The organism is Dickeya sp. NCPPB 3274 (assembly GCF_000406205.1).
Lineage (GTDB): Bacteria > Pseudomonadota > Gammaproteobacteria > Enterobacterales > Enterobacteriaceae > Dickeya > Dickeya fangzhongdai.
In genome coordinates, this window is sequence record NZ_CM001979.1 from 2331082 (window position 1) to 2354660 (window position 23579).

Sequence of the window (23579 nt, forward strand, 5' to 3'; positions counted from 1 at the left end):
CCGTTATCCTCTGTCAGTATCCCTCTGTAATCTATCCCTCTTCAGAGAGGTTAGGTGGTGGTGTTACAAATAGCAAATATGTAGAATTTTATCTTATCTATGCATATCAATAGAGCGGCCAGCCTCGCTGGCTGGCGCGCTAACGGTGAAAACGCAATCCGTCTTCAGGGCGGATTGCGCAGTGAGTTTTTCCGCTAGCGTTGGACGTCAGGGGCGGGCGTTACTTTTGCTCCAGACGGCGAATGTCGTCAGCACTCTTTGCGGGCTGGAAACGTACTGGGCGTAACCGGTCAGTCGCTCGGTCGACACCGAGGCAATAGAGCCGAAGACAAGGCCGTAAGCACTGCTGTCGTGTGTTTTCGGGAAGTCGCCGAATAAGGTTTGCGCACGTTTTTCCACACGGCTTGCTCCCGGCGTGTAGGAGGCCAGGTCGTAATAACGCGCCCACAGCACGCCGTTCGGCGAACTGGACAGTTTGCCGTTAGACCAGGACTGACCGGTTATGCGGGTGGCGGTAAAAAAATCCGCTGCGGCGTAAACCGACCGCCGTACCGCCGCGTTGGGATTAGGCAACGTCATCAGAAACTCCACGATTTTTGCGCTTTCTCCCGATGTCAGCGATGCCATTTCGAAGGCCCGCGCGGCGGTTGGCTCCTGTGTCAGCACATCATGTTGCTGCCCCCAGACCGTCAGCGTACCGCCGATCGACACCTGATTGTCGAGCAGCCATGTGATGCCTTTCGCCGCGCTCTGGGCAATGCTGTTGCGGGTACGGTTATCGAGGAAAGCAAAATCGCTGTTACTGCCGTTGCCAATCTCATTTAACAGCATAACCACCCTTAACATGGCATCGTCATTGATCGTAATGGCGTCGTTGTATCCGCCCGCCAGCGGATAGACCTGCGGCCAGCCGCCGTTAGGGTACTGTGCGGCGAGCAGATATTTTAGACCACGTACAATACCGGCTCGTATGCTGGCTGTATCGGCACCCTCTGCCCGAGTAGCCTGTACTTTGGCGAGATAACGTAGTTCGGTCGTGGTTGACCCATTATCAATCGTGCCGACATAGCGCCAGCGCCCGGACTCTGACGGCTCAATGTTGTCGATGGTGTACGATTGCCCTTTAGCGCGCTTGACGCCGGTATGCGGCATATTCTTGCCCCAGCCGCCAGAAGGGATTTGGAAACTCAATATATCCCTGGCGATATTGAGCGCTTCTGTCGACTGATAATACGATGCCGGTTTATTCAGTGGCATGGTATCAAGGTCGTGCCCTTCATCTGACGATCGCGGCGCCGGTATGTTGGTCAGGTTATTTCGCTCGGCGGCGAGCGCTGCTTTATCTGAATTACGGGCGCTGATTGAGGTGTTGAGATAAGACGTAAATTGCGATTGCAAGGTGGTATTACCCAACGTGGCGATGTTTGCTGCGGTGAGCGGCCTGGCCTGCACATTCTCGCGCAGATAGTCGATGCAGTTCTGATTACACCCCACTGATGCTGCGTGGGCCTGAATGCTGGCGGATAAACCGGCCAGCAGACTCAAACTAATGAGCGACAGGCGAGTGAGTTTGTGTGACATATACGAATCCTCCATGAAAATGATGTTATTGCGTTTCCAACAATGAACGCAGGCGCGTAAACGGGACATCTGATCCGTTAAGCGCTGTGCTGCAATATCATTAAAGAAAATGATGAATAGATAAAGCGCTGGCTTTTCCTCTCGCATCCTGATTTGTCAAAGACGAGAAGCAAGTCACTAAAGAACTGGAAACGGGAAAGATTTGCCTAACCCGCCTCATGATTAAAGTGAAATTTTATGTTCTGGCACCTAACCCCAGTGGCGGGAAACTGAAGTTGTGCTGGAGTATCTCTTCTGCCAGTCCGGGCTGGGGAATTTCAATAAAATGCATCGTGATGTGGCTAGTGTCATATGCGTAGGCGGTTCAGCTATCGTTTTGATAACAAGTACGAAATAGAATAAGGCGTTAGCCAACTGATGGGTTTGATTATGATACGGAAAATTTTTGCTCATTACCGCGAGGTTTTACCTGAGAGTTTCGTGCTGAATTTTGAGTTAAAAATCAGACTAAAAAGGCGTGTTTTTGACGGCGTTCTCAATTTTCGGATAGCGTTATTGGCCTAATCATTATAGGCACGAAAAAATACCATTTTTTCTTCCTCCTGTTTCAGCATTGACTGGAGTGGATAAAGTATTAAATCTTTCCTTTGATGAGAAAGGGACTGTCTTACATGCTGATTTAGTTGAGAGCTATACTAGGTAATGGTTGTATGTTGAAATTTCAACATGGATTTTCGAATGATTTTCTGATTCATTGTTTTTCTTGAATAGGGTAAGTTTTATTACGGTTGATAAAAATAAGCTGCTTTCTTTTGAACTCGAAATGGGCTAAGTATCTCTAAATATGACAGCAAGCCTCGACTTAAACTGCGAGGCTTTTTTATGCCTGAATTCTGGAGTCCAGAATGCCCCATGAATCGTAGTAGATAAAACTGCAACATAACGAATAATAACCGGCAAACCTGAATATTCAGCAGCCAGATGAGTTCTCTGATTTTGAACGCCAGTTTGTGAGATATGCTAAGCATTTATTCGAGTTGCAAGCGATAGTAGTGTAGTGCTGATCGATTTAGATGTGTTTGGCTTGCATTTTTTGTTACATCCTTGTTATTGAAAGACTCATCTTGCGATAGATAATGGCGGTTATCTGGCCTGTTACAATTTACACCGGATATGGAGTTTCGGGCCATGTAGTATTTTTTATTTAAAAAATCAATGCGATAAAAAAAGACCGAACACGATTCCTGTGCCCGGTCTAGGGAAATGGCTCTTGGGAGAGAGCCGTGCGCTAAAAGTTGGCATTTGTTGCGGGTTGCATCACAGCCCGCACTTTAAGCGTAGACGACTCACTTTTGTTTTCCAGTCTGGCCCGGTTTTTGACGGCCAATTCTGAAACAATCTGTACACTTTGTGACAACCAGCGCAAACCCGCGTATTCGCGATCCACACTCGCTTCAGGAGTGCTATATGCGCTACTGACAGAGGTCTTTGGCCCGGTCGATAAAGGGTTGCAGACTCATTTTTTGCCCCGGATTCTGCGGGTCGTCCAGAAGAATGGTTTCCAGCGGGCGAGCGTTCACCTTGCCGGTGTTGACCTGCTCACGCGCCACGTCATTGAGCGGATATTGCACCAGCGTACTGGGATTGATCACGTACATGGCATGGCCGGGGCGGCAGATCAACTGAACTTCTTCACGGTTGAACGCCCAGCGCGGACCATATTCCAGCTTGCTCAGGTTAGCCAGTTGCGGCGCGGCCAACGCCTGCGCAGACAGCACAGAGACAATAAGCGACAGCACTACTTTTTTCATTGTGATATTCCATGTAAAGCTCCCCAGACGGGAGATGACCTCAGGTCTACCGCCGGGCGAAACGAGACACACCATGAAGAGACAGCGAGTCGCAGGCCCGGAAAGGCGATCATAACGGCCGGGTCTGATGAAGTCGAGTCAGCCAGACCGGCATTGACCTTACCCATGAGCAGGCGAGTGGCCGAAGAAGGAGGAAGTAACGCGCGTTATCTCCGGTCGATGGAAACGTACCGTTGATTTTCTTGCCAGAGGCGAGGTGCAACAACAGGTGAGTGGCCGTGCAATACCTGTTTGCCAGGCGATCAGTTACCTGATTTTACGTTCCAGTTTCCCACCCGCACAGCGGGATGATGCGCTATATCTTCATCGTTATTGCCTATTGAATGAATAATTATATTCAGAATGCGTGTTTGTTTACCTGGCGGATTATTCTCGTATAATTCACGGCGAAATTTTTAGAGCGATGATTATCGGTCATCGATGGCGTTAAATTAAACAGGGAGTCGAGGTGGTAATGAGTAAATTTAAAATATTCTTATTTATGGTTATAGCATCGTTAATGCCGTTGAAAGGCATAGCAGAAACGTCAACCAATCCTGCACGCATCCCGGCAATTAAACTCATCACCACACCGGATAACCATTCTGCTTATCTGAAAGGCAGCATTCCTGCGCTGGAAAAAATACCCTCACAAAATTTCTGGATTAATAACTCGGTTGAAGAGTGGGAAAAAAGCACGCATCCGGCGCCGAGAAAACAATATGTTATTACACTGAAAGGTAAGCTGAAATTCAAAGTCAGCGACGGTTCTACGTTTATTCTGTCGCCGGGAACGGTTCTGCTGGCTGAAGATACCAATGGCGAAGGGCACAGTTGGGAACTGCTGGAAGGTGACGAATGGGTCAGGGTTTATATTCCGATGACCGATAATAATGATTATTTTGTTGCCGACAAATAATCGTCTCTGACCTGCCGCAGGCAGATAGCACAGCTACCGTATTCATGTTGATACGAGCATTGGCAGCGCTCTGAATGACGGTTCGGGCGCTTTTTTATTTCCTGTCAAAAACCGTCGTTATTCTTCTGTTTGGCGTGATTGTCAATTTGTTGTCACTCCCTCGTTATATTGTCTATTTTGCCGTGTTCGGTGTTGAGCCATGACCGCCAGAGGCGGGTTCACGACCACAGCAAAGTAAGCGATGCATCTTATGCTACGCTTTTATAGGAATAGCTAATCACAGCTGTTACACATCAATTGCGGAACGCCGCCTTATGTGCGACTGACAGAGAGGACACAATGGGAATCATTTCATGGGTTATTTTCGGTCTCGTTGCCGGTATTCTGGCAAAGTGGATCATGCCGGGCAGGGATGGCGGTGGGTTTATCATGACCGTGCTGCTGGGCGTGGTCGGTGCGGTGGTCGGCGGCTGGATAAGCACGTTCTTGGGTTTTGGTAAAGTCGATGGCTTTAATTTCGGCAGTTTTGCGGTGGCGGTAATCGGCGCCATTGTGGTGTTATGGGTCTACCGTAAAGTGCGCGATTGATGCGGGGGACCGACAGTATTCCGCCAGATAGCCGCGTTTTTTGCCTGTCATAACCAACCAGATATCATTCGATAACATCAGGTTGTGCGCTATGGCACAACCTGATGGCGCTTTTCATCGCCGTGACCATTGGCTGAGTGAAACAGCCAGTACCGATAGCAGAATCAATGCGAAAACGGGCGGCAATACCGTCCAGACGGCGCGTTCGACATAGGGCATGCCTTCCGCCAGCACGCGTCCCCATTCCGGCGTCGGCGGTTGTTCGCCTAACCCCAGAAAACCCAGCGATGCCAGCGCCAGCGCGATGCCGGGCAGGCGGAGCATGGCATGGCGGGTGACCGGCCCGATTAGCGCGGGAATAACATAGCGTATCAGGCAACGGAGACGGCTGAGGCCAAACAGCGGCGTGATGCGAATGTACGGTTGGGCGGTGATTTCGGTCACCAGCGACGCGGTGTGTGCCGCCAGCGGCGCCCAGGCAACCAGCGCCACGGCAAGCGCCGCACCTGATGTGGAAGGGCCGTACAACGCGGCGACCACCATGCCGGCGATCACCGGCGGCATGGCGTTGGCTACTTCGGCCGGGCCGCTGAACAGGCGTGGAAACAGCCCGAGGAGCAGGCCGAGCAGCAGGCAGCAGAGCGTCACCGCCAGCGCGGTGAACAGGGTGGACAGCGCTCCGTGCGCAACCCGCGCCAGCATGTCGCGGCCTGTGGCATCAGCGCCGAACGGCAACGACCAGTCAGGCGGCTGTAGACGGGCGAAGTCGGAACCGAAGGGATCACGCGGCAGGCCGGTAATCACGATCGCCGCCAGCAGCAACGCGATGAACAGCGGCAGACGATAATGACGGCGTGTCACCTTAATGGCGCTGGCAGGCGTAGAGAGGGAGCCGTTTTCCAGCGCATGACCAAGCAGACAGCGGCGCAGCAGCGTCGACCCTATCCCGGCGATCACCGCGATAACCAGTAGAATCAGCACACCGCATTGCAACGCCGGCAGGTCCTGCGCCGCCGCCGCGCCGAGCGTCGCCCGCCCCAGTCCGGGAATGGCGAACACTTTTTCCACCGCGACCGCGCCGCCGGTCAGCCCGACCAGCACCAGACTAACCTGCGGCAGAATCGCGGGCAGGGCGCGACGAACTACGCCCCGCAGGCAGTCGCGGCGGGAAATACCGGCCATATGCCAGGTCAGCAGCCAGGGTTCGCTGAAGGTGGTGGTCAACGCATCGCTGAATAATTTGCCCAGCAAGCCGCCCGCCGGAATACCCAATGCCAGCGCGGGGAGAATCAGGTGTTGCCATGATTGCCAGCCATAAGGCGGCAACAGCTTCAACCAGACCGCGCCGACGATCAGCAGGAACGACGCCAGCAGAAACTCCGGCATGGCGGTGAAGGCGGTGGCTAACGCACCGTTGCTGCGCCGGTTATCGCCGGTCAGCCCGCGCTGCAGGGTTGGCCAGCTCAGCAGCAGGGCCAGCAGGAGCGCTACCGCCAGTGCCGCCAGCATCAGTGTGAGCGACACGCCTGCGGCATCCAGCATACCGGGCAACACCGGCTTGCCGGATACCCACGACAGGCCGGCATCGCCGTGCAATAAACCGGTTAACCAGTGCCTCAGCAACGCCCACGGCCCTTGCGCCAGCCCCAGATGCTGACGAATGGCATCCAGCGCTTCCGCCGTGGCTTCCTGCTCGCTGGAGCGGGCGCGCAGCAGACTGAGCGCCGGATCGGTGTCAGACAGCCAGGGCAGCAGCCCGATCAATACGATGATGGTCAGGGCGGTCAACAGGCGCGAGGTCATGACCAGCAGCGATGGTTGCAGTTCTGCCGGTAACCGAAACCGCGTATCGCTCATGGCTTGGCATGCGCTCCATCGATGTGCGTCTGTACGTCGATCAAGGCACGTTCACGCGGGTCCCGGATAGCCTGACGCAAACGAGCGGACTCGCCCTGAATCACCCGTTCGTGCAGCAATGGAATGGCGGCGTTAGTCGCCAGAATCAGGTTCTCGGCGGCCATGATCGCCTGGCGACGCGCCTCTCCAGCCGGGGTGGCGGCAGCGTGTTTCAACGCGTCGTCCACCGCAGGATTACACAGTTGCGAAATATTGAATGAGCCTTTGCAGGAAAAATCGCTATACAGGTAAGCCACCGGATCGCCGGAATCCAGCACGGTGGCGCGAGATAAAATAAAGGCATCGAAATGGCCGGCCAGCGCATCCGCTTCTATCTGCGAATATTCGCGGACCTCCTGCTTCACCGTGAAGCCGGCGGCGGTCAACTGTTGAGCCAGATACACCGCCACCTCCGGCAGTTCCGCCCGATCGCTGAAGGTCGCCAGCGTGATCGTCGCGCCGTTAGGGGAACGGGCTGCGGTGGGCGCTGCCACCGGTTGACGCAACGCCGCGGCCCATTGCACCGCCGGGCCAAGCAGCCCGGCCGCCACGTCGGCCCGGTTTTCATACACGTTTTTGACCAGAACGTCCCGTTGGATCGCATCACGCGCCGCGGCCCGCAGGCCCGGATCGCTGAAAACGCCGCGCCGGGTGTTGAGGTACAGCGTGTTGGTGCGGGGCATCGGCACCTCATGCACCAAAGCCGGGTCCAGCAGCGGCGCCTGCGAAACCGGTATCGCTTCCACCAGATCGGCCGTGCCGGTACGCAGTGCGGCGGTGCGGGCGGCGCTGTCCGGCACGAAATCGACATCAATGCCCGGCGCCGTGGCTTTGCTGCCCCAGTAACCGTCAAAACGATCCAATCGGGCGCTGCTGGTGCCGTTAACCTGCGTCAGCACGAACGGGCCGGTGCCGGTTCTGACTGGGCTGACCACGCCGTTGGCGCCGTAAGCGGCGGGCGAGAGTAAGGTTAACTGAGGGCTGGACAAGCGTTGCGGCAGCAGCGGGTCGCGGGTGGCGGTTTTAATCTGCACGGTGCGCGCGTCTTCCGCCGTCACGCTTAGCGTCACGCCGTCAAGGATGCGTGGCTTGGGGGTGGCGCGCGTGGCGGCGGTCAGGGCGTTGACCACGGCGCTGGCGTTGAAATCGCTGCCGTCGTGAAATTTGACGCCGTCGCGCAGGGTAAAGCGCCAGGTCAGCTCATCTATCTGTTGCCAGTGCGTCGCCAGCGCGGGTTGCGCATCGCCGTTGGCATCAAGCACCACCAGCGTTTCACCGGCGCGCCAGCGCGACAGTTTGAACGCATCATCACTGAAAGGCGACAGCGCTGAGCGCGGCGGCAGCAACATCGCCAGACGAATGCGCGGATTGTCCGCGCCGGTGGCGGCGGGCTCCGGTTTGTCAAAACAACCGGCGAGCAGCAGGGTGGATGCCAGCGTGGCGGCCATCGTCAGAGAAGGGAAACGAAACATACGCATTCCTTGTGGTATTGGAAAAATCAATCAAAAGCAGGCAGCGTCGGCACGGCCACCAACAATGCCTGGGTATGAAAATGGAACGGCTCGGCGAGTAAATCGGGCAGCGGGCGGTCTTCCACCAGACTGCCGTTGTACATGACCAGTACCCGCTGGCAGAGTGCCGCCACGACCGACAGGTCATGGGAAACCAGCAAGAGTCCCATGCCATGACGGCGCGACAGCGTATCGAGCAGCGTGGTGATTTGTTGACGCAGAGGCAGGTCAAGCCCGCTGACCGGTTCGTCCGCCAGCAGAAACGCCGGACGCAGCGCAATGGCCCTGGCAATGGCGACCCGTTGGGCCTGACCGCCGGATAGCGATTCGGCTCGCTGATGCAATAGGGTTAACGGCAAATCAACCTGCTCCAGCACCTCACAGACCGTCTGTTTCAGGTTTTCCGTCATCCCCAGTTGGCGCAGCGGTTCGGCGATCAGCGCGAATACTGAGGCGTGCGGCGCCAGCGATCCCGCCGGATCCTGCGGGATGTACTGCACCAGCCGCCGATACCAGCGCAAGCGGGATACGCGAGCCGGGCGCACCTCGCGCCCTTGACAATGCACCGTGCCTCGAATCGGCGACTCCAGCGCCAGCAGAATTTTCAGCAAGGTAGATTTGCCGCAGCCGGATGCGCCCACCAGCGCCACGCGTTCTCCCGCATGAAGATCGAGGCTGACGTGCTGTAGCGACAGGGTGGCCGCAGTCCGGCGCGTAAACACACCCGCCGTTCGATAATGGTGGCTGACCTGATGAAGTTGCAAAAAAGGGGCTTCACTTAGCATGCAAGAGGTTTGGCGCATAGCATTAACTGGCCTGTGACCATGATACGGATGGCGCGCGGTTCTGGCGGGAAAAAACGGCGCCGGCGGATGCCTGACGGGCCGCCGACACCAGCGCACGAGTATAAGAATGGCGGGGATGCGTCAGCAACTGGCGCATTTCGCCTTGCTCGACCAGCCGGCCGTTTTCCATCACCAGCGCGCGCTGGCAGACCATGGCCGCTACCGTGATGTCGTGGGTGATGAACAGCAGGCTGGTGCGTGGGGATTGTTGCAGCCGATCTTGTAGGGTTTGCAGGACCTGCGCCTGTGTGACCACGTCCAGCGCCGTGGTGGGTTCATCGGCGATCAATAACGGACGCTCGCACAGTAACGCCAGCGCGATGCAAAGGCGCTGGCGCTGGCCGCCGGAGAGTTCGCCGGGGTAGCGCGTGAGCACGGCGTGCGGATCGGAAAAACCGACCGCACGCAGCAAGTCCGGTAGCGCCTGATGAGTTTGCTGGTGTTTTAGCGCCATGCGCAGTTGCGCTTCAATCGTGAATAACGGGTTTAGCGACGTGGCCGAATCCTGAAAAATGGCCGCCGGGCGTTCGGCTGGCGGGCGCTGTGACAACGGCAACCCCGCCACGTCGTGGCCCTGAAGACGGATGCTGCCGCTGAGTTGGCTACCGATGGGCAGCGCGCCCAGCAGGCAACGCGCCGTCAGAGATTTACCGGAACCGGAACCGCCCAGCAGACAGACGCGCTCACCGGGGGCGAGGGAGAAACTGAGGTCATGAATCTTGAGGTCCCCATCGATACAAAGCGTTAACTGCCTGACATCCAGCACTCGATACTCCAAAAATGTGAAAATTTATTGCAATAACATTTATGTTATAACATAACATTTTAAATAAAAACCCTTATTAAAAAGAGGGAAGCGGTGGGAAGAAGTACCCCAGATGGCTTCTGTGGCTGACGTTGAGGGGCATGAGGTACGGTTCAGGCAGAGGCGATGGGTGGATAAACCGGGTGATCTTCGCGTTGCGTGCGTTCGTGCCGGTATTCGGGCCTGGATTGTTCAACGACGGGTTTATGGCCGCTCTCAACAACAGGCAATACATGACATATGGAAGGGAAAACAGCCAGCGCGTAAACGGCTGGCTGGGACAGGTTGGTTAGTTGTTGACGGTTTGTTTGTGGAAGATTTCCCGGAAGACCGGATAGATATCGTCCTGATCGCGAATATGCTGCATGGCGAAATTATCAAAGCTGTCCTGCAACATCTCATATTCCCGCCACAGCGTCTGGTGTGAACGACGGGTAATTTCGATGTAGCTGTAGTAACGCACCACCGGCAGTAGGCGGGTGGCGAGTAATTCACGGCACAGCGGCGAATCGTCGGCCCAGTTGTCGCCATCGGAAGCCTGCGCGGCGTAAATGTTCCATTGCGCAGGGTCGTAGCGTTCTTTGACCACATCCTCCATCAGTTTCAGGGCGCTGGAGACGATGGTGCCGCCGGTTTCCTGAGAGTAGAAAAACTCCTGCTCGTCCACTTCCTTGGCCTGCGTATGGTGGCGGATATACACCACTTCCACGTTTTTATAGGTGCGGCTCAGGAACAGATACAACAGGATGTAAAAACGTTTGGCGATGTCCTTGGTGGCCTGATCCATAGAACCGGAAACGTCCATCAAACAGAACATCACCGCCTGACTTGACGGTTCCGGCCGGCGTTCGTAGTTCTTGTAACGCAGGTCGAAGGTATCGATAAACGGTACGCTGGCGATGCGCTGGCGCAGTTCGGCGATTTCCTGCCGCAGTCGCTCCTCCTCCAGCAACTGGACCGGCTCGGTGTTTTCCAGCAACGCCAGATCTTCTTCCCGCTGGTGAAGCTCGCGTCGTTTACCTGCGGTCATCGCCATACGGCGCGCTAGCGAGTTCTGCAGCGAGCGCACCACGCTGATATTGGCGGGGACGCCGTTGGCGGTGTACCCCGCACGGTGGGTTTTGTACTCATTGAGCTGCCGGTGTTCGGTTTTTTTCAGGTTGGGCAGCGCCAGATCCTCGAACAGCAGGTCAAGATACTCGTCTTTGGATATCTGGAACACGAAGTCATCCTGACCTTCGCCATCCTGACCGGCGTCGCCCTGACCCGATCCGCCGCCTCCGCCACCGCCTTGAGGCCGTTCGATCTTGTCGTTCTGCACGAAGTGGTCGTTACCGGGGTGCACCCGGTGACGAATCCCACCACGGCCCTGATGGAACATCGGTTCACTGATATCCGAATTGGAGATCGAAATAGACTCTCCGTTTTCCACGTCGGTAACCGAACGCTTGTTGATGGCCCCGGCAATCGACTGTTTTATTTGCGACTTGTAGCGGCGCAAAAAGCGCTGGCGGTTAACCGCGCTTTTATTTTTGCCGTTCAAACGCCGATCAATGAAATAGGCCATGTTTCCCCCAAACGACATGCCTGTCGATGTACGGCATCAGGATGACTTCCTCACACGCAGGTACCATTCGCACAGCAAACGCACCTGTTTGCGGGTGTAGCCTTTTTCCATCATGCGATCGACAAAGTCGTCGTGTTTTTTCTGCTCTTCCGTCGACGTTTTGGTGTTGAACGAAATCACCGGCAGCAGCTCTTCGGTATTGGAGAACATCTTCTTCTCAATGACCGTACGCAGTTTTTCATAGCTGGTCCAGTTCGGATTGCGGCCGCTGTTGCTGGCGCGGGCGCGCAACACAAAGTTGACGATCTCGTTGCGGAAGTCTTTCGGGTTGCTGATACCCGCCGGTTTTTCGATTTTCTCCAGTTCGGCGTTCAGAGACTCACGGTCAAACAGCTGGCCAGTGTCCGGATCGCGGTATTCCTGATCCTGAATCCAGAAGTCGGCATAGGTCACGTAGCGATCAAAAATGTTCTGACCGTATTCCGAGTAAGACTCAAGGTAGGCGGTCTGAATTTCCTTGCCGATAAACTCGGCGTATTTCGGAATCAGGTAGCCTTTCAGGTGTTCCAGGTATTTTTCCGCCACATCCTGCGGGAATTGTTCCCGTTCAATCTGCTGTTCCAGCACGTAAAACAGGTGGACCGGGTTGGCCGCCACTTCGCTGTGATCAAAGTTGAACACACGGGAGAGGATCTTGAAGGCGAAACGGGTGGAAAGCCCCTTCATGCCTTCGTCGACGCCGGCGTAATCGCGGTATTCCTGATACGACTTGGCCTTCGGGTCGGTATCCTTCAGGCTTTCGCCATCGTATACCCGCATTTTGGAGTAGATACTGGAATTTTCCGGATCTTTCAGCCGCGACAGAATGGAAAAGCGAGCCAGTGTTTCCAGCGTGCCGGGCGCGCAGGGGGCGCGGCTCAGCTCACTGTTTATCAACAGCTTGTCGTAAATTCTGACCTCTTCGGAAACCCGCAGGCAGTAAGGCACTTTGACGATGTAGACACGGTCAAGGAACGCCTCGTTATTTTTGTTGTTGCGGAACTGCACCCATTCCGATTCGTTGGAGTGAGCCAGAATGATGCCGTTGAACGGCAGGGCGGCGATGCCTTCGGTGCCGTTGTAGTTGCCTTCCTGAGTCGCGGTCAGCAACGGGTGGAGCACCTTGATCGGCGCTTTGAACATTTCCACAAATTCCATCACGCCCTGGTTGGCCCGGCACAGCGCGCCAGAGTAGCCATAGGCGTCCGGGTCATTCTGGGCGAAATGCTCCAGCTTACGGATGTCCACTTTCCCGACCAGCGCTGAAATGTCCTGATTGTTTTCATCGCCCGGTTCGGTTTTGGCGATCGCCAGTTGGGCCAGAATGGACGGCCACACCTTGACGACGCGGAATTTGGTGATGTCGCCGCCGAATTCCTGCAGCCGTTTGGCCGCCCAGGGCGACATGATGGTGCCCAGATAGCGACGCGGGATACCGTATTCTTTCTCCAGAATCGAGGCATCCTCCTGCGGGTTAAACAGGCTGAGCGGATGGTCGTTGACCGGGCTGTGCTCGCCGTTGGCGCTCAGAATGTAGATGGGAACGCGCTGCATCAGCGATTTCAGCCGTTCAGCCAGCGAAGATTTACCGCCGCCCACCGGACCCAGCAGATAGAGGATTTGCTTCTTCTCTTCGAGCCCTTGCGCGGCGTGTTTCAGGTAGGAAACGATTTGTTCGATGGCTTCTTCCATACCATAGAACTCTTCGAACGCAGGGTAGCGGGCAATTACCCGGTTGGAAAATAAACGAGACAGACGCGGTTCCTGAGCGGTGTCGACCATAACCGGTTCACCGATAGCCATTAACAATCGCTCAGCAGCGTTCACATACGCACTGCGATCCTGCTGGCAGATGGTAAGGAACTCTTGCAGAGTGAACTCTTCGTCTTTGGCAGCGTCGTAACGCTGGCGATAATGATCAAATATGTTCATAGCGTTGCCCGTCCTTCGTCGATTAACACAGAGTAAGAGAGCGAATGGTATGTATACAGCCTGTAATGGATGGCTCTCCCGGAAGAAGACCGCTGCTGAAATACAGCAACCCTTATGCCAACTTTGGTTGGCGGGAAGGGGCGGGCAACTGGCACCCGGCTACACTCAGCGGAAATCCTCATCCTTGTTTAAAGCGTAGTTTGCATCCATAAAATTTCCTCTATTCTTGCGTCGCATTTTTAAGATATTTCAATGACTCACTTCGGCGCGGCGGCCTGCAACCGACTTTTTTATCCGTCAGCTCAGCCCCGATGCGGGGTGCTGGCGGGCAGATGAAATCGTTATAACTTATGTATCTTTCACATTAATGTGATGTATGTAGGACTCCGGCGCTGCTATTCTGCTGGAAGTGATCAAATACGTAACACTGAATGGGAACCGACAATCGTGAAAAATTGCGTATTAACTTGCTTAACGGCAGCGTTGGCCGCAACGGTAGCGGCTCCGACCGCGTTTGCGGACGAGTTCGCTCTGGGGCTGGGCGCGGTCGGAGAGACCCCGGTATACCGTGGCGATAGCGGTCACGTTTATCCTTTTCCGCTGGTGACTTATGAAAGCGAGAGTTTTTACCTGCGCGGCCTGCTGGGCGGGTATTACCTGTGGAATGACGCGCAGAACAAATTGTCACTGACGGCGTATTACAACCCGTTCGGCTTCAAACCGGGCGATAGCGATGATAACCAGATGAAGCAGCTTGAACGTCGGCGCGGTACGCTGATGGCGGGGTTATCCTATCGCTATGATGCGCAATGGGGCACCTTGCGCACCATGCTGGCCGGCGACACGCTGGATTACAGCAATGGCCTGGTGTGGGACTCCGCCTATCTTTACCGCTTCAACGACGGCGACTGGAGCCTGACGCCGGGCGTGGGGATTACCTGGTCGAGCGAAAACCAGAACCGCTACTACTATGGCGTTACTGGCGACGAATCGGCCCGCTCTGGGCTACGCAATTATCAGCCGGATGATGGCTGGTCGCCGTATGTCGAACTGAACGCCGGCTATAAACTCAATTCCAGCTGGAGTACCTGGGTGAGCGGGCGCTATGTCCGGCTGTCGGATGAGATCAAAAACAGCCCGATGGTGGATAAAAATTATAACCTGATGCTGGGAGGCGGCGTCAGTTATACCTTCTAAAGCGAATTGCGCGGTGATTGTGCATCGGCTGCACAAAAATGGGGTGGGTTCACCCCATTTGCACATTAATGGAGCGAGCGGGGTTTGCTACCCTGCTACAAGGGAGGAATAACATGACGAAACAGGTAGCATTTCCGGATGGAAACACCGTTCCCGCTATTGGTCAGGGAACCTGGTTCATGGGAGAAAGCGCCCAACGGCGTAGCAGTGAAGTCAGCGCGTTACAGGCCGGCATCGACGCGGGAATGACGTTGATCGATACGGCGGAAATGTACGCTGACGGCGGGGCGGAAGAGGTCGTGGGAGAGGCGATACGTGGCCGCCGCGACCGTGTCTATCTGGTATCCAAGGTGTATCCGCATAATGCGGGCGGCGAGCGGGCGATTGCCGCCTGTGAACGTAGCCTGAAACGCCTGCAAACCGATTATATCGATCTGTATTTGCTGCACTGGCGCGGCGGCATTCCGCTGGTGGATACCATCGCCGCGATGGCGTCGTTGCAACAAGCGGGCAAGATTGGGCGCTGGGGTGTCTCTAATCTGGATACCGACGACATGGAGGAACTGTGGTCCTGCCGGGGTGGAGAACAGTGTCAGACCAATCAGGTGCTGTATCATCTGGCGTCGCGGGGCATTGAGTATGACCTGCTGCCCTGGTGTCAGCAACGTCGGCTTCCCGTCATGGCCTATTGCCCGCTAGCGCAGGCCGGGGAGTTGCGTCATGACCTGTTTGCTCACCCGGCGGTCGTGCGCGTGGCGCAGCAACATGCACTGACGCCTGCACAGGTGCTGCTGGCCTGGGTGACGCGCCAGCCTGGCGTTATCGCTATTCCCAAAGCCGGTACGCTGGCGCATGTCAAAGAAAATGCCGCCGCGCTTCAAGTGACGTTGTCACCTGCAGATCTCGCCATACTGGATGAGGCTTATCCCGCCCCACGCCGCAAACAGCCGCTGGATGTGGTGTAATCGAAGCATGGCTGGCGAAAGCCAGCCATGAGCAGGAAGCAAAAATAGATTATTTACGCAGGCGAATGGTGGTAGTAAGGCGCGCCGGTGCCTGAGTCGTCGCCACGAGCGGCTGGGTCACGTGCGCGGTTTCAACGCAAACAAAAGTCTGGTAGCCGTCATCGGTCATGTCGCTGATGGTGCGAGACAGTTCTGCGCCCGGGTTCCAGGCCACCACGTCGCTGTGGTGAGCATGATGCACTTCAATAGTGCGTTGCAACACCGGGTCTTCAATCAGGCTGAGTGACGCTGGCTGGGTATAAATGCGGTCGGTACGGGTAGCAAACGTCAGGTTGCCCTGCTGGGTATCGGTTTTGCCGTCGTTAACCTTGTCGATAAAGGTGTTGCCCAGGCCGCCGATGCTGATTTTGCTGATATCGCCAATCTGGAAATAGGTGTGCAGCGCGCTGGTGATGCTGTAGTCGCCGTGACATTCAAGTTCCATGCGGCATTCCTGCGCGCTTAAATGGAAACGAGCCAGAACGGTAAACGCGTGCGGCCAGGCGGCGCGTGTTTGCTCGGAATCACGCAGCGTGAAGGTGAGGGTAACGCCGTTTGCATCTTCACTGTAAGAGGTGAATTCCCACGCCAGCAGGCGCCCGAAACCGTGGTTGGGCTGTGCGGCCGGACCAAACCAGGGGAAACAGATAGGCACGCCGCCGCGGATCGCCACGCCGTGCTCGAATGGCGTATTGTCGCTCAGCCACAGTACCGGTTGTTCACCTTTGGGCTGCCAGCTAATCAGATGCGCGCCCTGCAGCGCGACGGCGGCACGAACCTGCGGGTGATCCACCACGATAATCGGCAGTTGGTCCAGTTGACGCTGGCTAAGGTGCGCGGTGATCGCGTTATTGATGGGGAGTGAATAAATTTTATCGTTCATGGTATTGGTCTTGCCTTGATGGTCTTGTTGTATACCCAAAATAATTCGAGTGGTAGGAAGGCGGCAATCGAGCGAGTCCCCAGGAGCTTACATAAGTAAGTGATTGGGGTGAGCGAGGGCAGCCAACGCACCTGCAACTTGAAGTATGACGGGCATATACCCAATAAAAAAGGGCGACTCATGTCGCCCTTTCATCATCTGTTCATCGCCACATTATTTGGAGATGTGGGCGATCAGATCCAGAACCTTGTTAGAGTAGCCGGTTTCGTTGTCATACCAGGAAACCAGTTTCACGAAGGTGTCGCTCAGTGCGATACCGGCTTTGGCATCGAACACGGAGGTCAGTTTTTCGCCGTTGAAATCGGTGGATACCACGTCATCTTCGGTGTAGCCCAGAACGCCTTTCAGCTCGCCTTCAGAAGCGGCTTTGATAGCGGCACAAATTTCTTTGTAAGTAGCCGGTTTTTCCAGACGAGCAGTCAGGTCAACCACGGATACGTTCGGGGTCGGTACGCGGAACGCCATACCAGTCAGTTTGCCGTTCAGAGCCGGAATCACTTTACCTACCGCTTTAGCTGCACCGGTAGAGGACGGGATGATGTTCTGAGACGCGCCGCGGCCGCCGCGCCAGTCTTTGTGAGACGGGCCGTCAACGGTTTTCTGCGTAGCGGTGGTCGCGTGAACGGTGGTCATCAGTGCTTCAACGATACCGAATTTGTCGTTGATGACTTTAGCCAGCGGCGCCAGGCAGTTGGTGGTACAGGACGCGTTGGAAACGATGTCCTGACCAGCGTAAGCGGCGTGGTTAACACCCATAACGAACATCGGGGTGTCGTCTTTGGACGGACCAGTCAGAACCACTTTCTTGGCGCCAGCCTGAATGTGTTTGCGTGCAGTTTCGTCGGTCAGGAAGATACCTGTTGCTTCAGCAACAACGTCAACACCGATTTCATTCCACTTCAGGTTAGCCGGATCTTTCTCAGCGGTAACACGGATGGTTTTGCCGTTGACAACCAGGTGACCGTCTTTCACTTCAACGGTGCCGTTGAAACGACCGTGGGTGGAGTCATACTTCAGCATGTACGCCATGTAATCCGCATCCAGCAAATCGTTGATGGCAACGATTTCGATGTCAGAACGCTCCTGGGCAGCGCGGAAAACGATACGGCCAATGCGGCCAAACCCGTTGATACCTACTTTGATAGTCATATATTCCACCAGCTATTGGTTTGTGAATAAAAGGTTGGTTGTAAAATTACAAAAACCTTACTGAGCGTCAAGCGGAATCGTGTCAATCGTTGCGGTAAGTCAAAAGTCCGTTCAACAGTTGCGCGATAAACAGCTATCAGCCTAATTAAAGTGCATAACCTAATCATATGAGGAATACACAGGCATGAAAACACCTGCCATAGGTGTAATTGTGATTGAGATCACAATTAAAAGTGCCTTTGCCGCGTAGGGCTAAGTGTAGGCCAAAATAGGCTGTGACGGTGTTAACTTTTTGTTAGAATTATGCTTCATCGCGCTGGCGAAAAAACCGTGTTTCAGTGAGAACCTGATGACCAAGATAACCGCTTCACCACGTAATCTGGACGAGTTAACCGATCTGCAGCGGCATGTCACGCAGCAACGGGGGACGGAAAGTCCTTACACCGGCAAACTGCTGCACAACAAGCGTACCGGGGTTTACCACTGCCTGTGCTGTCATCAGCCGCTGTTTTATTCCGACGACAAATATGACTCCGGTTGCGGCTGGCCGAGCTTCGATCGCCCGGTGGCGGAGGACGCCATCCGCTATCTGGAAGATAACTCCCACCATATGCAACGGATCGAAATCCGCTGTGGTCATTGCGATGCGCATCTGGGGCACGTGTTCCCCGATGGTCCGCAGGACACCACCGGCGAACGTTATTGCGTGAACTCCGCGTCGCTTAGCTTTATCGATACGGAAAACGGTCAACAGACGGATGGTTAATATCGCTAATACAATACTTTGACTTGAAACGTTTCAGCTAAAATCTGACTGCAGGCAGAAAAAACATGCAACTGGATGATTTAATAAACAGCATGACCCCGGAAATCTATCAGCGTCTGGTTACGGCGGTGGAACTGGGAAAATGGCCGGACGGGGTAACCCTGACGGCGGAACAAAAGGAAAATGCGTTGCAGATGGTCATGCTGTGGCAGGCGCGCAATAACGCCGAGGCGGACCACATGACGATCAACACCCGTGGTGAAATCGAAATGAAAAGCAAGCAGGAACTCAAGCAGCGTTTTGCCGGCGATGCTATTACTACCCCAACGTCTGCTACGACCTCAGCGCCTGCCGCTACCCTGAAACCTATCACCACCCTGAAACCGCAAGACTAAACCCGATCGCGCCAGCATCGACAACTGGCGTGATGCGAGCATGAATTACCGGCTGAGCGACGCGGTAAAAGCAAGCAGGTCCGTCAGCGTGGCGCCGTGTTTCGCCATCACGTCCAGCGCCTGCTGGCTATCTTTCGGGTGCAGGTTTACGCCGCGACAGCCGTCCGTCAGCACCTCGGTCTGATAACCCAACGCCAGCGCATCCAGCACGGTATATTTGACGCAGTAATCGGTTGCTAGCCCCATGATGGTCAGTTGGGTAATGTCTCTGGCTTTCAACCAGTCATAAAGTTCGGTGCGAGTGCGGCGGCCGTTGTCGAAAAATGCGCTGTAGCTGTCGATAAAGGGATGCGTTCCTTTGCGTACCACCCAGTTGATCGCCTGCTGATTTAGCTGGGGATGGAAATCGGCGCCGGGCGAACCCTGTACGCAATGCACCGGCCACCAGATCTGCGGTAAGCCGTCCAATTCGCCCTGGTCGCCGATGCGGGTGCCGGAATTGACGGCAAAACTGCGGTGATCCGCCGGATGCCAGTCCTGACAGGCAATGACTATTACCCCGGCCTGCTGGCAGGCGGCGATAGCCTGATTCGCCACCGCGACCACGCTATCGCCGTCCGAGACGACCAGCGCCCCGCCTGCGCAGAAATCATTCTGGATATCCACCAGTAAGAGTGCTCTGTTCATATGGTGTTCTTCTTATTAAAATTTTTATGTTCTGGATGCTGTGTGTGGGTTGCAGGCGATTTAATCTTTGTCGCTCAGTTCTCCGCGCAGGTTTTGCTGCATTAGCTGGCGAATCTGGTCAGGGGAAAGATCGTTCCTGCTCAACAGATAATGCAGTTTCGTCAGAGCCGCTTCAACCGTCATATCAAACCCGCTGATGACGCCGGCCTGCGCCAGCGCATTGCCGGTGGCGTAACCGTCCATGTTGACCCGCCCTGAAATGCATTGCGTCAGGTTAACCACCACGATGCCGCGTTCGGACGCGCGGCGCAGTTCATCAAGCAGGCCTGAACTTTGGGGCGCGTTGCCGACGCCGTACGAGCGCAGAATCAGCGCTTTTACCGGCTGAAGCAGGAAATTGCTCACCACGTCGGCGGAGATGCCGGGATAAATCGTCACCACGCCGATCGGCTGCGGCGTGATGGCATGCACGACCAGCGGCCCGCTAATCGGGTCGGGGTTGGCCGGCGTCAGACGGCGGATGTGAATACCGGCTTCCAGCAGCGGCGGAAAGTTCGGGGAGGCAAAGGCGTCAAAACCGTCGGCGTGCGCTTTGGTGGTACGGTTGCCGCGCAGCAGTTTGTTATTGAAGAACAAGCTGACTTCGTTGACCGGGTGATTGGCCGCCACGTACAACGCATTGAGCAGGTTGGTTTGCCCATCGGAGCGTAGTTCCGCCAGCGGAATTTGTGACCCTGTCACAATGACCGGTTTAGACAGATTCTCCAGCATGAAAGACAGGGCGGAGGCGGTGAATGCCATGGTGTCGGTGCCATGCAGAATCACGAAACCATCGTACTGGTCATAGTTCTGTTGGATGTCATTCGCAATCGATTGCCAGTCAGACGGCGTCATATCGGATGAGTCGATCAGCGGCGTATATTCGTGAATCGTGAACGAAGGCATCTCCGGACGATGAAATTCCGGCATTTGCGCCAGTTGCTGTTGCAGGTGGCCGGAAACCGGGATGTAACCGTGGGCGGAGCGCTGCATACCGATGGTGCCGCCGGTATAGGCGACATAAATGGATTTCTTTTGCATGGATAGTCTGGGTCGGGACACTGTTGGTTAGAGAAACGGTTAGCCGTCAAAGGCCAGGATTATAAAAAGGTTCAGTAGTAAATAAAAAGGTTTCGGCAGTAAAAACAGCCCGGCAGCGCCGGGCTGTTCAGGGAAACGTTAACGCACGTCGCCGCAATTCAGGCACAGCGCGTAACGGTTTTGCGGATCGTTCAACGTATCCAGCAGCGACGTTTGCGCGCGAACCGTCTGCGCCAACTGAGCCACCGGTGCCGGCATCACCGCCTGCAACGCGGAAGGCAACATAGCGTAGACCGAACTTCTGACCTGGCTGAACATCGTATTAAGCAGGTCCGGCTCACCGGAATACCAGCTCAATTGATAATGTTCCAGCTTGGCCAGTTCCGCCGCTTTCTTCACGGCGTCGTCAAAGTCGCCCAGTTGATCCACCAGTCCGTTGGTTTTGGCATCGCTGCCGACCCAAACATGCCCCTGCGCGATGGTATCCACTTCCTGCGGCGTTTTCTTGCGTGACTCCGCCACCAGTGAAATAAAGTTCTGATAACCACGCTCAATATTGAGTTGCATCAGTTGGCTGGCTTCTGTCGGCAACGCCTTGGTCTGGGACAGCGCAGCCAGCGGAGAAGTGGCGACGCCGTCGGTGTGTACGCCGATACTGTCCAGCGAATTTTCGAAGGTGGTGACCACGCCGAAAATCCCGATCGAGCCGGTCAGGGTACTGGGACTGGCGATGATGGCGTTGGCCGGCGTGGAAATCCAGTAACCGCCGGAAGCCGCCATGCCGCCCATGGAAACCACCACCGGCTTGCCTGCCTGTCGAGCCGCCGCCAGTTCCGAACGAATCAGCTCAGAGGCGGTGACGCTACCGCCGGGGCTGTTCACCCGCAGGATGATGGCTTTGACTTTCGGGTCCAGACGGGCGTCGCGGATCTGCGCCGCCGTGGTATCGCCGCCGACATATCCCGGGGTTTCCTTGCCGTCGACGATGGTACCGTTGGCAAACACCACGGCGATTTCGTTGGCGTTGGTTACCGGTGGGGTCGGCGCATAGTCATAGATGCTGGTGAAGTTGAAGTTTTTGCTTTTGGCGTCCCACCCGAAGGCTTTGATGAATGATTGCTCAATCACCGAACGGGATGCGACTTCGTCCACCAGCTTGTTTTCCAGCGCATAGCGGGCGGTGTCGCCGTTCAGCGCATGCAAGCCGGCGAGCAGGTTTTCGGCGCCGGGGAACAGCTGTTGCGGCGTGATCTGGCGGTTGGCCGCCACCGTATCCAGATAATGCTGCCACAGGGTGGAAATCCAGCGGCTATCGGCCTCACGGGCAGCCGGCGACATGTCGTCGCGGATGAACGGCTCGACGGCCGACTTATAAGTGCCGACGCGGAAGATATGCGTGGTGACCTTCAGCTTGTCCAGCAGCGTCTTATAGTAAAGGTTATTGGTGGCGAAGCCGTGCAGGTCGATATTTCCCTGCGGGGTCAGGTAGATTTTGTTGGCAAAGCTGGCCAGATAGTATTGCGTCTGGTTGAAGTTGTCGCCGACGGCGAAAATCGGTTTGCCGGCATCGCGGAATTCACGCAGCGCCTTGCCGATGTATTGCAGCGAAGGCTGATCTGCGCTGACGAAGTCGGACAGATCCATCACCATGCCGGTAATATTGCTGTCGTCTTTGGCCTGACGGATGCTGTCGACAATATCAAACAACGCATTTTCCTGATGACGGCTGGCGGACACGCCGAAGAATTCCCGTCCGAACTGACGCAGTTTGTTGTTGACGGTCGGTTTATCCACCACCACGCCCGTCAGATCCAGCATCAACGCCCCTCGCGCCGGCTCAGCCGGCGTGGTTTTTAGCTGGCTATAGACCCCGATGCCGACCAGGATCAAAAATACCAGAAAGAGGTTGAGGATAAATTCGCGGATAAAATTCAGCAGGCGCCATCCCCATCTGAATATTCCACTGAAAATTCGCCACATTGTGCGCATGTCCACTCCGTCAAAAGAAAACTGGGTTTAAGCGGCGCCCCGTGTTTACCGGGCGATACGCTGCCAAAAATGTATCAGCGCTCATCGCCCGCACGCGGGGCACTGGCGGTATCCTAATGAGCGACAGGATAAAAGTCAGCTATTTATCTTGCCGCGGGGTTGGCGGCGGGGCGCTAACTTGTAACAAATCTTCTACCTGTGCTACCGTGGCGCGCAACCGGATTTTATTCACCGACAGCAGATTTTCATGACAGGAGAGATGTGATGGATGCTCTGGAATTGCTACTGAATCGTCGTTCGGCGTCCCGTCTGGCGGCACCCGCCCCGACGGGCGACGTGCTGGAGAATATTCTGCGCGCGGGCTTGCGGGCGCCGGATCATGGCGCGCTGCAGCCGTGGCGTTTCTCCATTATTCAGGATGAGGGATTATCCCGCTTCAGCGATCTGTTGGTTAAGGCGGCATTGCAGGATAATCTGGACGAGGCCGCCGTCGAAAAAGCGCGCCAGGCGCCATTCCGCGCCCCGATGATCATTACCGTGGTGGCGCACTGCGAAGAAAACCATAAGGTCCCGCACTGGGAGCAAGTGGTGTCCGCCGGCTGTGCGGTGCAGGCGATGCAAATGGCGGCGCTGGCTCAGGGGTTCAACGGTATCTGGCGCAGCGGCGCCTGGACCCACCATCCGCGGGTGCGCGACGCTTTTGACTGCCGTGCGCAGGATGAAATTGTCGGCTTCCTTTATTTAGGGACGCCTCAGCTTAAAGCCTCCGCCGCGATCACGCCCGTTGATAGCGCGAAGTTTGTCAGCTATTTCTAATTTCTGTATTGACGATGTTT

Annotated in this window: 20 protein-coding genes; 7 read left to right on the forward strand and 13 right to left on the reverse strand. The window is 55.7% G+C overall.

Features of this window, described 5'->3' with window-relative positions:
- Positions 1 to 207: 207 nt before the first annotated feature.
- On the reverse strand, positions 208 to 1581 hold the full coding sequence (pelA, locus tag DXX3274_RS10645; protein WP_050569855.1) for a pectate lyase: 1374 nt from the start codon (positions 1579 to 1581) through the stop codon (positions 208 to 210).
- A gap of 1472 nt (positions 1582 to 3053) precedes the next feature.
- Positions 3054 to 3392, reverse strand: a complete 339-nt coding sequence (locus DXX3274_RS10650; protein WP_038918972.1) for a YebY family protein — start codon at positions 3390 to 3392, stop codon at positions 3054 to 3056.
- Between the two features lie 514 nt (positions 3393 to 3906).
- On the opposite strand from DXX3274_RS10650, the gene DXX3274_RS10655 reads away from it, so the two are divergent.
- Both DXX3274_RS10655 and DXX3274_RS10660 read left to right on the forward strand, forming a co-directional pair.
- Positions 3907 to 4350, forward strand: coding sequence for a hypothetical protein (locus DXX3274_RS10655; protein WP_050569856.1), 444 nt, complete (start codon positions 3907 to 3909; stop codon positions 4348 to 4350).
- A 339-nt stretch (positions 4351 to 4689) separates the two neighbouring features.
- Positions 4690 to 4938, forward strand: a complete 249-nt coding sequence (locus DXX3274_RS10660; protein ID WP_042859765.1) for a GlsB/YeaQ/YmgE family stress response membrane protein — start codon at positions 4690 to 4692, stop codon at positions 4936 to 4938.
- A gap of 114 nt (positions 4939 to 5052) precedes the next feature.
- Here DXX3274_RS10660 and DXX3274_RS10665 read toward each other — a convergent pair whose 3' ends face one another.
- The 6 genes from DXX3274_RS10665 to yeaG form a co-directional block, all read right to left on the reverse strand.
- Positions 5053 to 6795, reverse strand: a complete 1743-nt coding sequence (locus DXX3274_RS10665) for an ABC transporter permease subunit (protein ID WP_042859766.1) — start codon at positions 6793 to 6795, stop codon at positions 5053 to 5055.
- Positions 6792 to 8306, reverse strand: coding sequence for an ABC transporter substrate-binding protein (locus tag DXX3274_RS10670; protein WP_152495253.1), 1515 nt, complete (start codon positions 8304 to 8306; stop codon positions 6792 to 6794). The genes DXX3274_RS10665 and DXX3274_RS10670 overlap by 4 nt, the downstream gene beginning before the upstream one ends.
- A 26-nt stretch (positions 8307 to 8332) precedes the next feature.
- Positions 8333 to 9148: an ABC transporter ATP-binding protein gene (locus DXX3274_RS10675; RefSeq protein ID WP_042859768.1), complete on the reverse strand. Its 816-nt coding sequence runs from the start codon at positions 9146 to 9148 to the stop codon at positions 8333 to 8335.
- 4 nt (positions 9149 to 9152) lie between these two features.
- Positions 9153 to 9956 carry an ABC transporter ATP-binding protein gene (locus DXX3274_RS10680; RefSeq protein ID WP_050569857.1) on the reverse strand — a complete coding sequence of 268 codons (804 nt, stop codon included), beginning with the start codon at positions 9954 to 9956 and terminating at the stop codon, positions 9153 to 9155.
- Positions 9957 to 10284: 328 nt separating this feature from the next.
- Positions 10285 to 11580 (reverse strand): YeaH/YhbH family protein, encoded by a 1296-nt coding sequence (locus DXX3274_RS10690; protein ID WP_071603941.1) that lies wholly within the window; start codon positions 11578 to 11580, stop codon positions 10285 to 10287.
- An 18-nt stretch (positions 11581 to 11598) separates the two neighbouring features.
- Positions 11599 to 13533: a protein kinase YeaG gene (gene yeaG / locus DXX3274_RS10695; RefSeq protein ID WP_038658914.1), complete on the reverse strand. Its 1935-nt coding sequence runs from the start codon at positions 13531 to 13533 to the stop codon at positions 11599 to 11601.
- 447 nt (positions 13534 to 13980) lie between these two features.
- On the opposite strand from yeaG, the gene DXX3274_RS10700 reads away from it, so the two are divergent.
- Both DXX3274_RS10700 and DXX3274_RS10705 read left to right on the forward strand, forming a co-directional pair.
- Positions 13981 to 14730 (forward strand): MipA/OmpV family protein, encoded by a 750-nt coding sequence (locus tag DXX3274_RS10700; protein ID WP_042859769.1) that lies wholly within the window; start codon positions 13981 to 13983, stop codon positions 14728 to 14730.
- Positions 14731 to 14843: 113 nt separating this feature from the next.
- Positions 14844 to 15695 (forward strand): aldo/keto reductase, encoded by an 852-nt coding sequence (locus DXX3274_RS10705; RefSeq protein WP_042859770.1) that lies wholly within the window; start codon positions 14844 to 14846, stop codon positions 15693 to 15695.
- Between the two features lie 49 nt (positions 15696 to 15744).
- On the opposite strand, the gene DXX3274_RS10710 is transcribed toward DXX3274_RS10705, so the two are convergent.
- Positions 15745 to 16617 carry a D-hexose-6-phosphate mutarotase gene (locus DXX3274_RS10710; RefSeq protein WP_042859771.1) on the reverse strand — a complete coding sequence of 291 codons (873 nt, stop codon included), beginning with the start codon at positions 16615 to 16617 and terminating at the stop codon, positions 15745 to 15747.
- 213 nt (positions 16618 to 16830) lie between these two features.
- Entirely contained in the window at positions 16831 to 17826 is a 996-nt protein-coding gene (gene gapA / locus DXX3274_RS10715) for a glyceraldehyde-3-phosphate dehydrogenase (RefSeq protein WP_013317844.1), read from the reverse strand.
- 349 nt (positions 17827 to 18175) lie between these two features.
- Between gapA and msrB the strand changes: the two genes are divergently transcribed.
- On the forward strand, positions 18176 to 18592 hold the full coding sequence (msrB, locus tag DXX3274_RS10720) for a peptide-methionine (R)-S-oxide reductase MsrB (protein WP_042862043.1): 417 nt from the start codon (positions 18176 to 18178) through the stop codon (positions 18590 to 18592).
- A 65-nt stretch (positions 18593 to 18657) separates the two neighbouring features.
- Complete coding sequence (locus DXX3274_RS10725; protein WP_038918984.1) at positions 18658 to 18987, forward strand: YeaC family protein; 330 nt, start codon at positions 18658 to 18660, stop codon at positions 18985 to 18987.
- A gap of 45 nt (positions 18988 to 19032) precedes the next feature.
- On the opposite strand, the gene pncA is transcribed toward DXX3274_RS10725, so the two are convergent.
- From pncA to sppA, 3 genes are all read right to left on the reverse strand, one after another.
- A complete protein-coding gene (gene pncA / locus DXX3274_RS10730; protein WP_042859772.1) occupies positions 19033 to 19674 on the reverse strand; it encodes a bifunctional nicotinamidase/pyrazinamidase in 642 nt (213 codons plus the stop codon).
- Positions 19675 to 19734: 60 nt separating this feature from the next.
- Positions 19735 to 20754, reverse strand: coding sequence for an asparaginase (gene ansA, locus DXX3274_RS10735; RefSeq protein WP_042859773.1), 1020 nt, complete (start codon positions 20752 to 20754; stop codon positions 19735 to 19737).
- A gap of 138 nt (positions 20755 to 20892) precedes the next feature.
- Positions 20893 to 22743: a signal peptide peptidase SppA gene (sppA, locus tag DXX3274_RS10740; RefSeq protein WP_042859774.1), complete on the reverse strand. Its 1851-nt coding sequence runs from the start codon at positions 22741 to 22743 to the stop codon at positions 20893 to 20895.
- A 264-nt stretch (positions 22744 to 23007) separates the two neighbouring features.
- On the opposite strand from sppA, the gene DXX3274_RS10745 reads away from it, so the two are divergent.
- Positions 23008 to 23559 carry an NAD(P)H nitroreductase gene (locus DXX3274_RS10745; protein WP_042859775.1) on the forward strand — a complete coding sequence of 184 codons (552 nt, stop codon included), beginning with the start codon at positions 23008 to 23010 and terminating at the stop codon, positions 23557 to 23559.
- The last annotated feature ends 20 nt before the right edge of the window (positions 23560 to 23579 follow it).

What these genes read in the sequence shown, in the direction of transcription:
- pelA (WP_050569855.1), bottom strand. Translation starts at nt 1,581, where the DNA reads ATGTCACACAAACTCACTCGCCTGTCGCTCATTAGTTTGAGTCTGCTG.
- DXX3274_RS10650 (WP_038918972.1), bottom strand. Translation starts at nt 3,392, where the DNA reads ATGAAAAAAGTAGTGCTGTCGCTTATTGTCTCTGTGCTGTCTGCGCAG.
- DXX3274_RS10655 (WP_050569856.1), top strand. Translation starts at nt 3,907, where the DNA reads ATGAGTAAATTTAAAATATTCTTATTTATGGTTATAGCATCGTTAATG.
- DXX3274_RS10660 (WP_042859765.1), top strand. Translation starts at nt 4,690, where the DNA reads ATGGGAATCATTTCATGGGTTATTTTCGGTCTCGTTGCCGGTATTCTG.
- DXX3274_RS10665 (WP_042859766.1), bottom strand. Translation starts at nt 6,795, where the DNA reads ATGAGCGATACGCGGTTTCGGTTACCGGCAGAACTGCAACCATCGCTG.
- DXX3274_RS10670 (WP_152495253.1), bottom strand. Translation starts at nt 8,306, where the DNA reads ATGTTTCGTTTCCCTTCTCTGACGATGGCCGCCACGCTGGCATCCACC.
- DXX3274_RS10675 (WP_042859768.1), bottom strand. Translation starts at nt 9,148, where the DNA reads ATGCGCCAAACCTCTTGCATGCTAAGTGAAGCCCCTTTTTTGCAACTT.
- DXX3274_RS10690 (WP_071603941.1), bottom strand. Translation starts at nt 11,580, where the DNA reads ATGTCGTTTGGGGGAAACATGGCCTATTTCATTGATCGGCGTTTGAAC.
- yeaG (WP_038658914.1), bottom strand. Translation starts at nt 13,533, where the DNA reads ATGAACATATTTGATCATTATCGCCAGCGTTACGACGCTGCCAAAGAC.
- DXX3274_RS10705 (WP_042859770.1), top strand. Translation starts at nt 14,844, where the DNA reads ATGACGAAACAGGTAGCATTTCCGGATGGAAACACCGTTCCCGCTATT.
- DXX3274_RS10710 (WP_042859771.1), bottom strand. Translation starts at nt 16,617, where the DNA reads ATGAACGATAAAATTTATTCACTCCCCATCAATAACGCGATCACCGCG.
- gapA (WP_013317844.1), bottom strand. Translation starts at nt 17,826, where the DNA reads ATGACTATCAAAGTAGGTATCAACGGGTTTGGCCGCATTGGCCGTATC.
- msrB (WP_042862043.1), top strand. Translation starts at nt 18,176, where the DNA reads ATGACCAAGATAACCGCTTCACCACGTAATCTGGACGAGTTAACCGAT.
- DXX3274_RS10725 (WP_038918984.1), top strand. Translation starts at nt 18,658, where the DNA reads ATGCAACTGGATGATTTAATAAACAGCATGACCCCGGAAATCTATCAG.
- pncA (WP_042859772.1), bottom strand. Translation starts at nt 19,674, where the DNA reads ATGAACAGAGCACTCTTACTGGTGGATATCCAGAATGATTTCTGCGCA.
- ansA (WP_042859773.1), bottom strand. Translation starts at nt 20,754, where the DNA reads ATGCAAAAGAAATCCATTTATGTCGCCTATACCGGCGGCACCATCGGT.
- sppA (WP_042859774.1), bottom strand. Translation starts at nt 22,743, where the DNA reads ATGCGCACAATGTGGCGAATTTTCAGTGGAATATTCAGATGGGGATGG.
- DXX3274_RS10745 (WP_042859775.1), top strand. Translation starts at nt 23,008, where the DNA reads ATGGATGCTCTGGAATTGCTACTGAATCGTCGTTCGGCGTCCCGTCTG.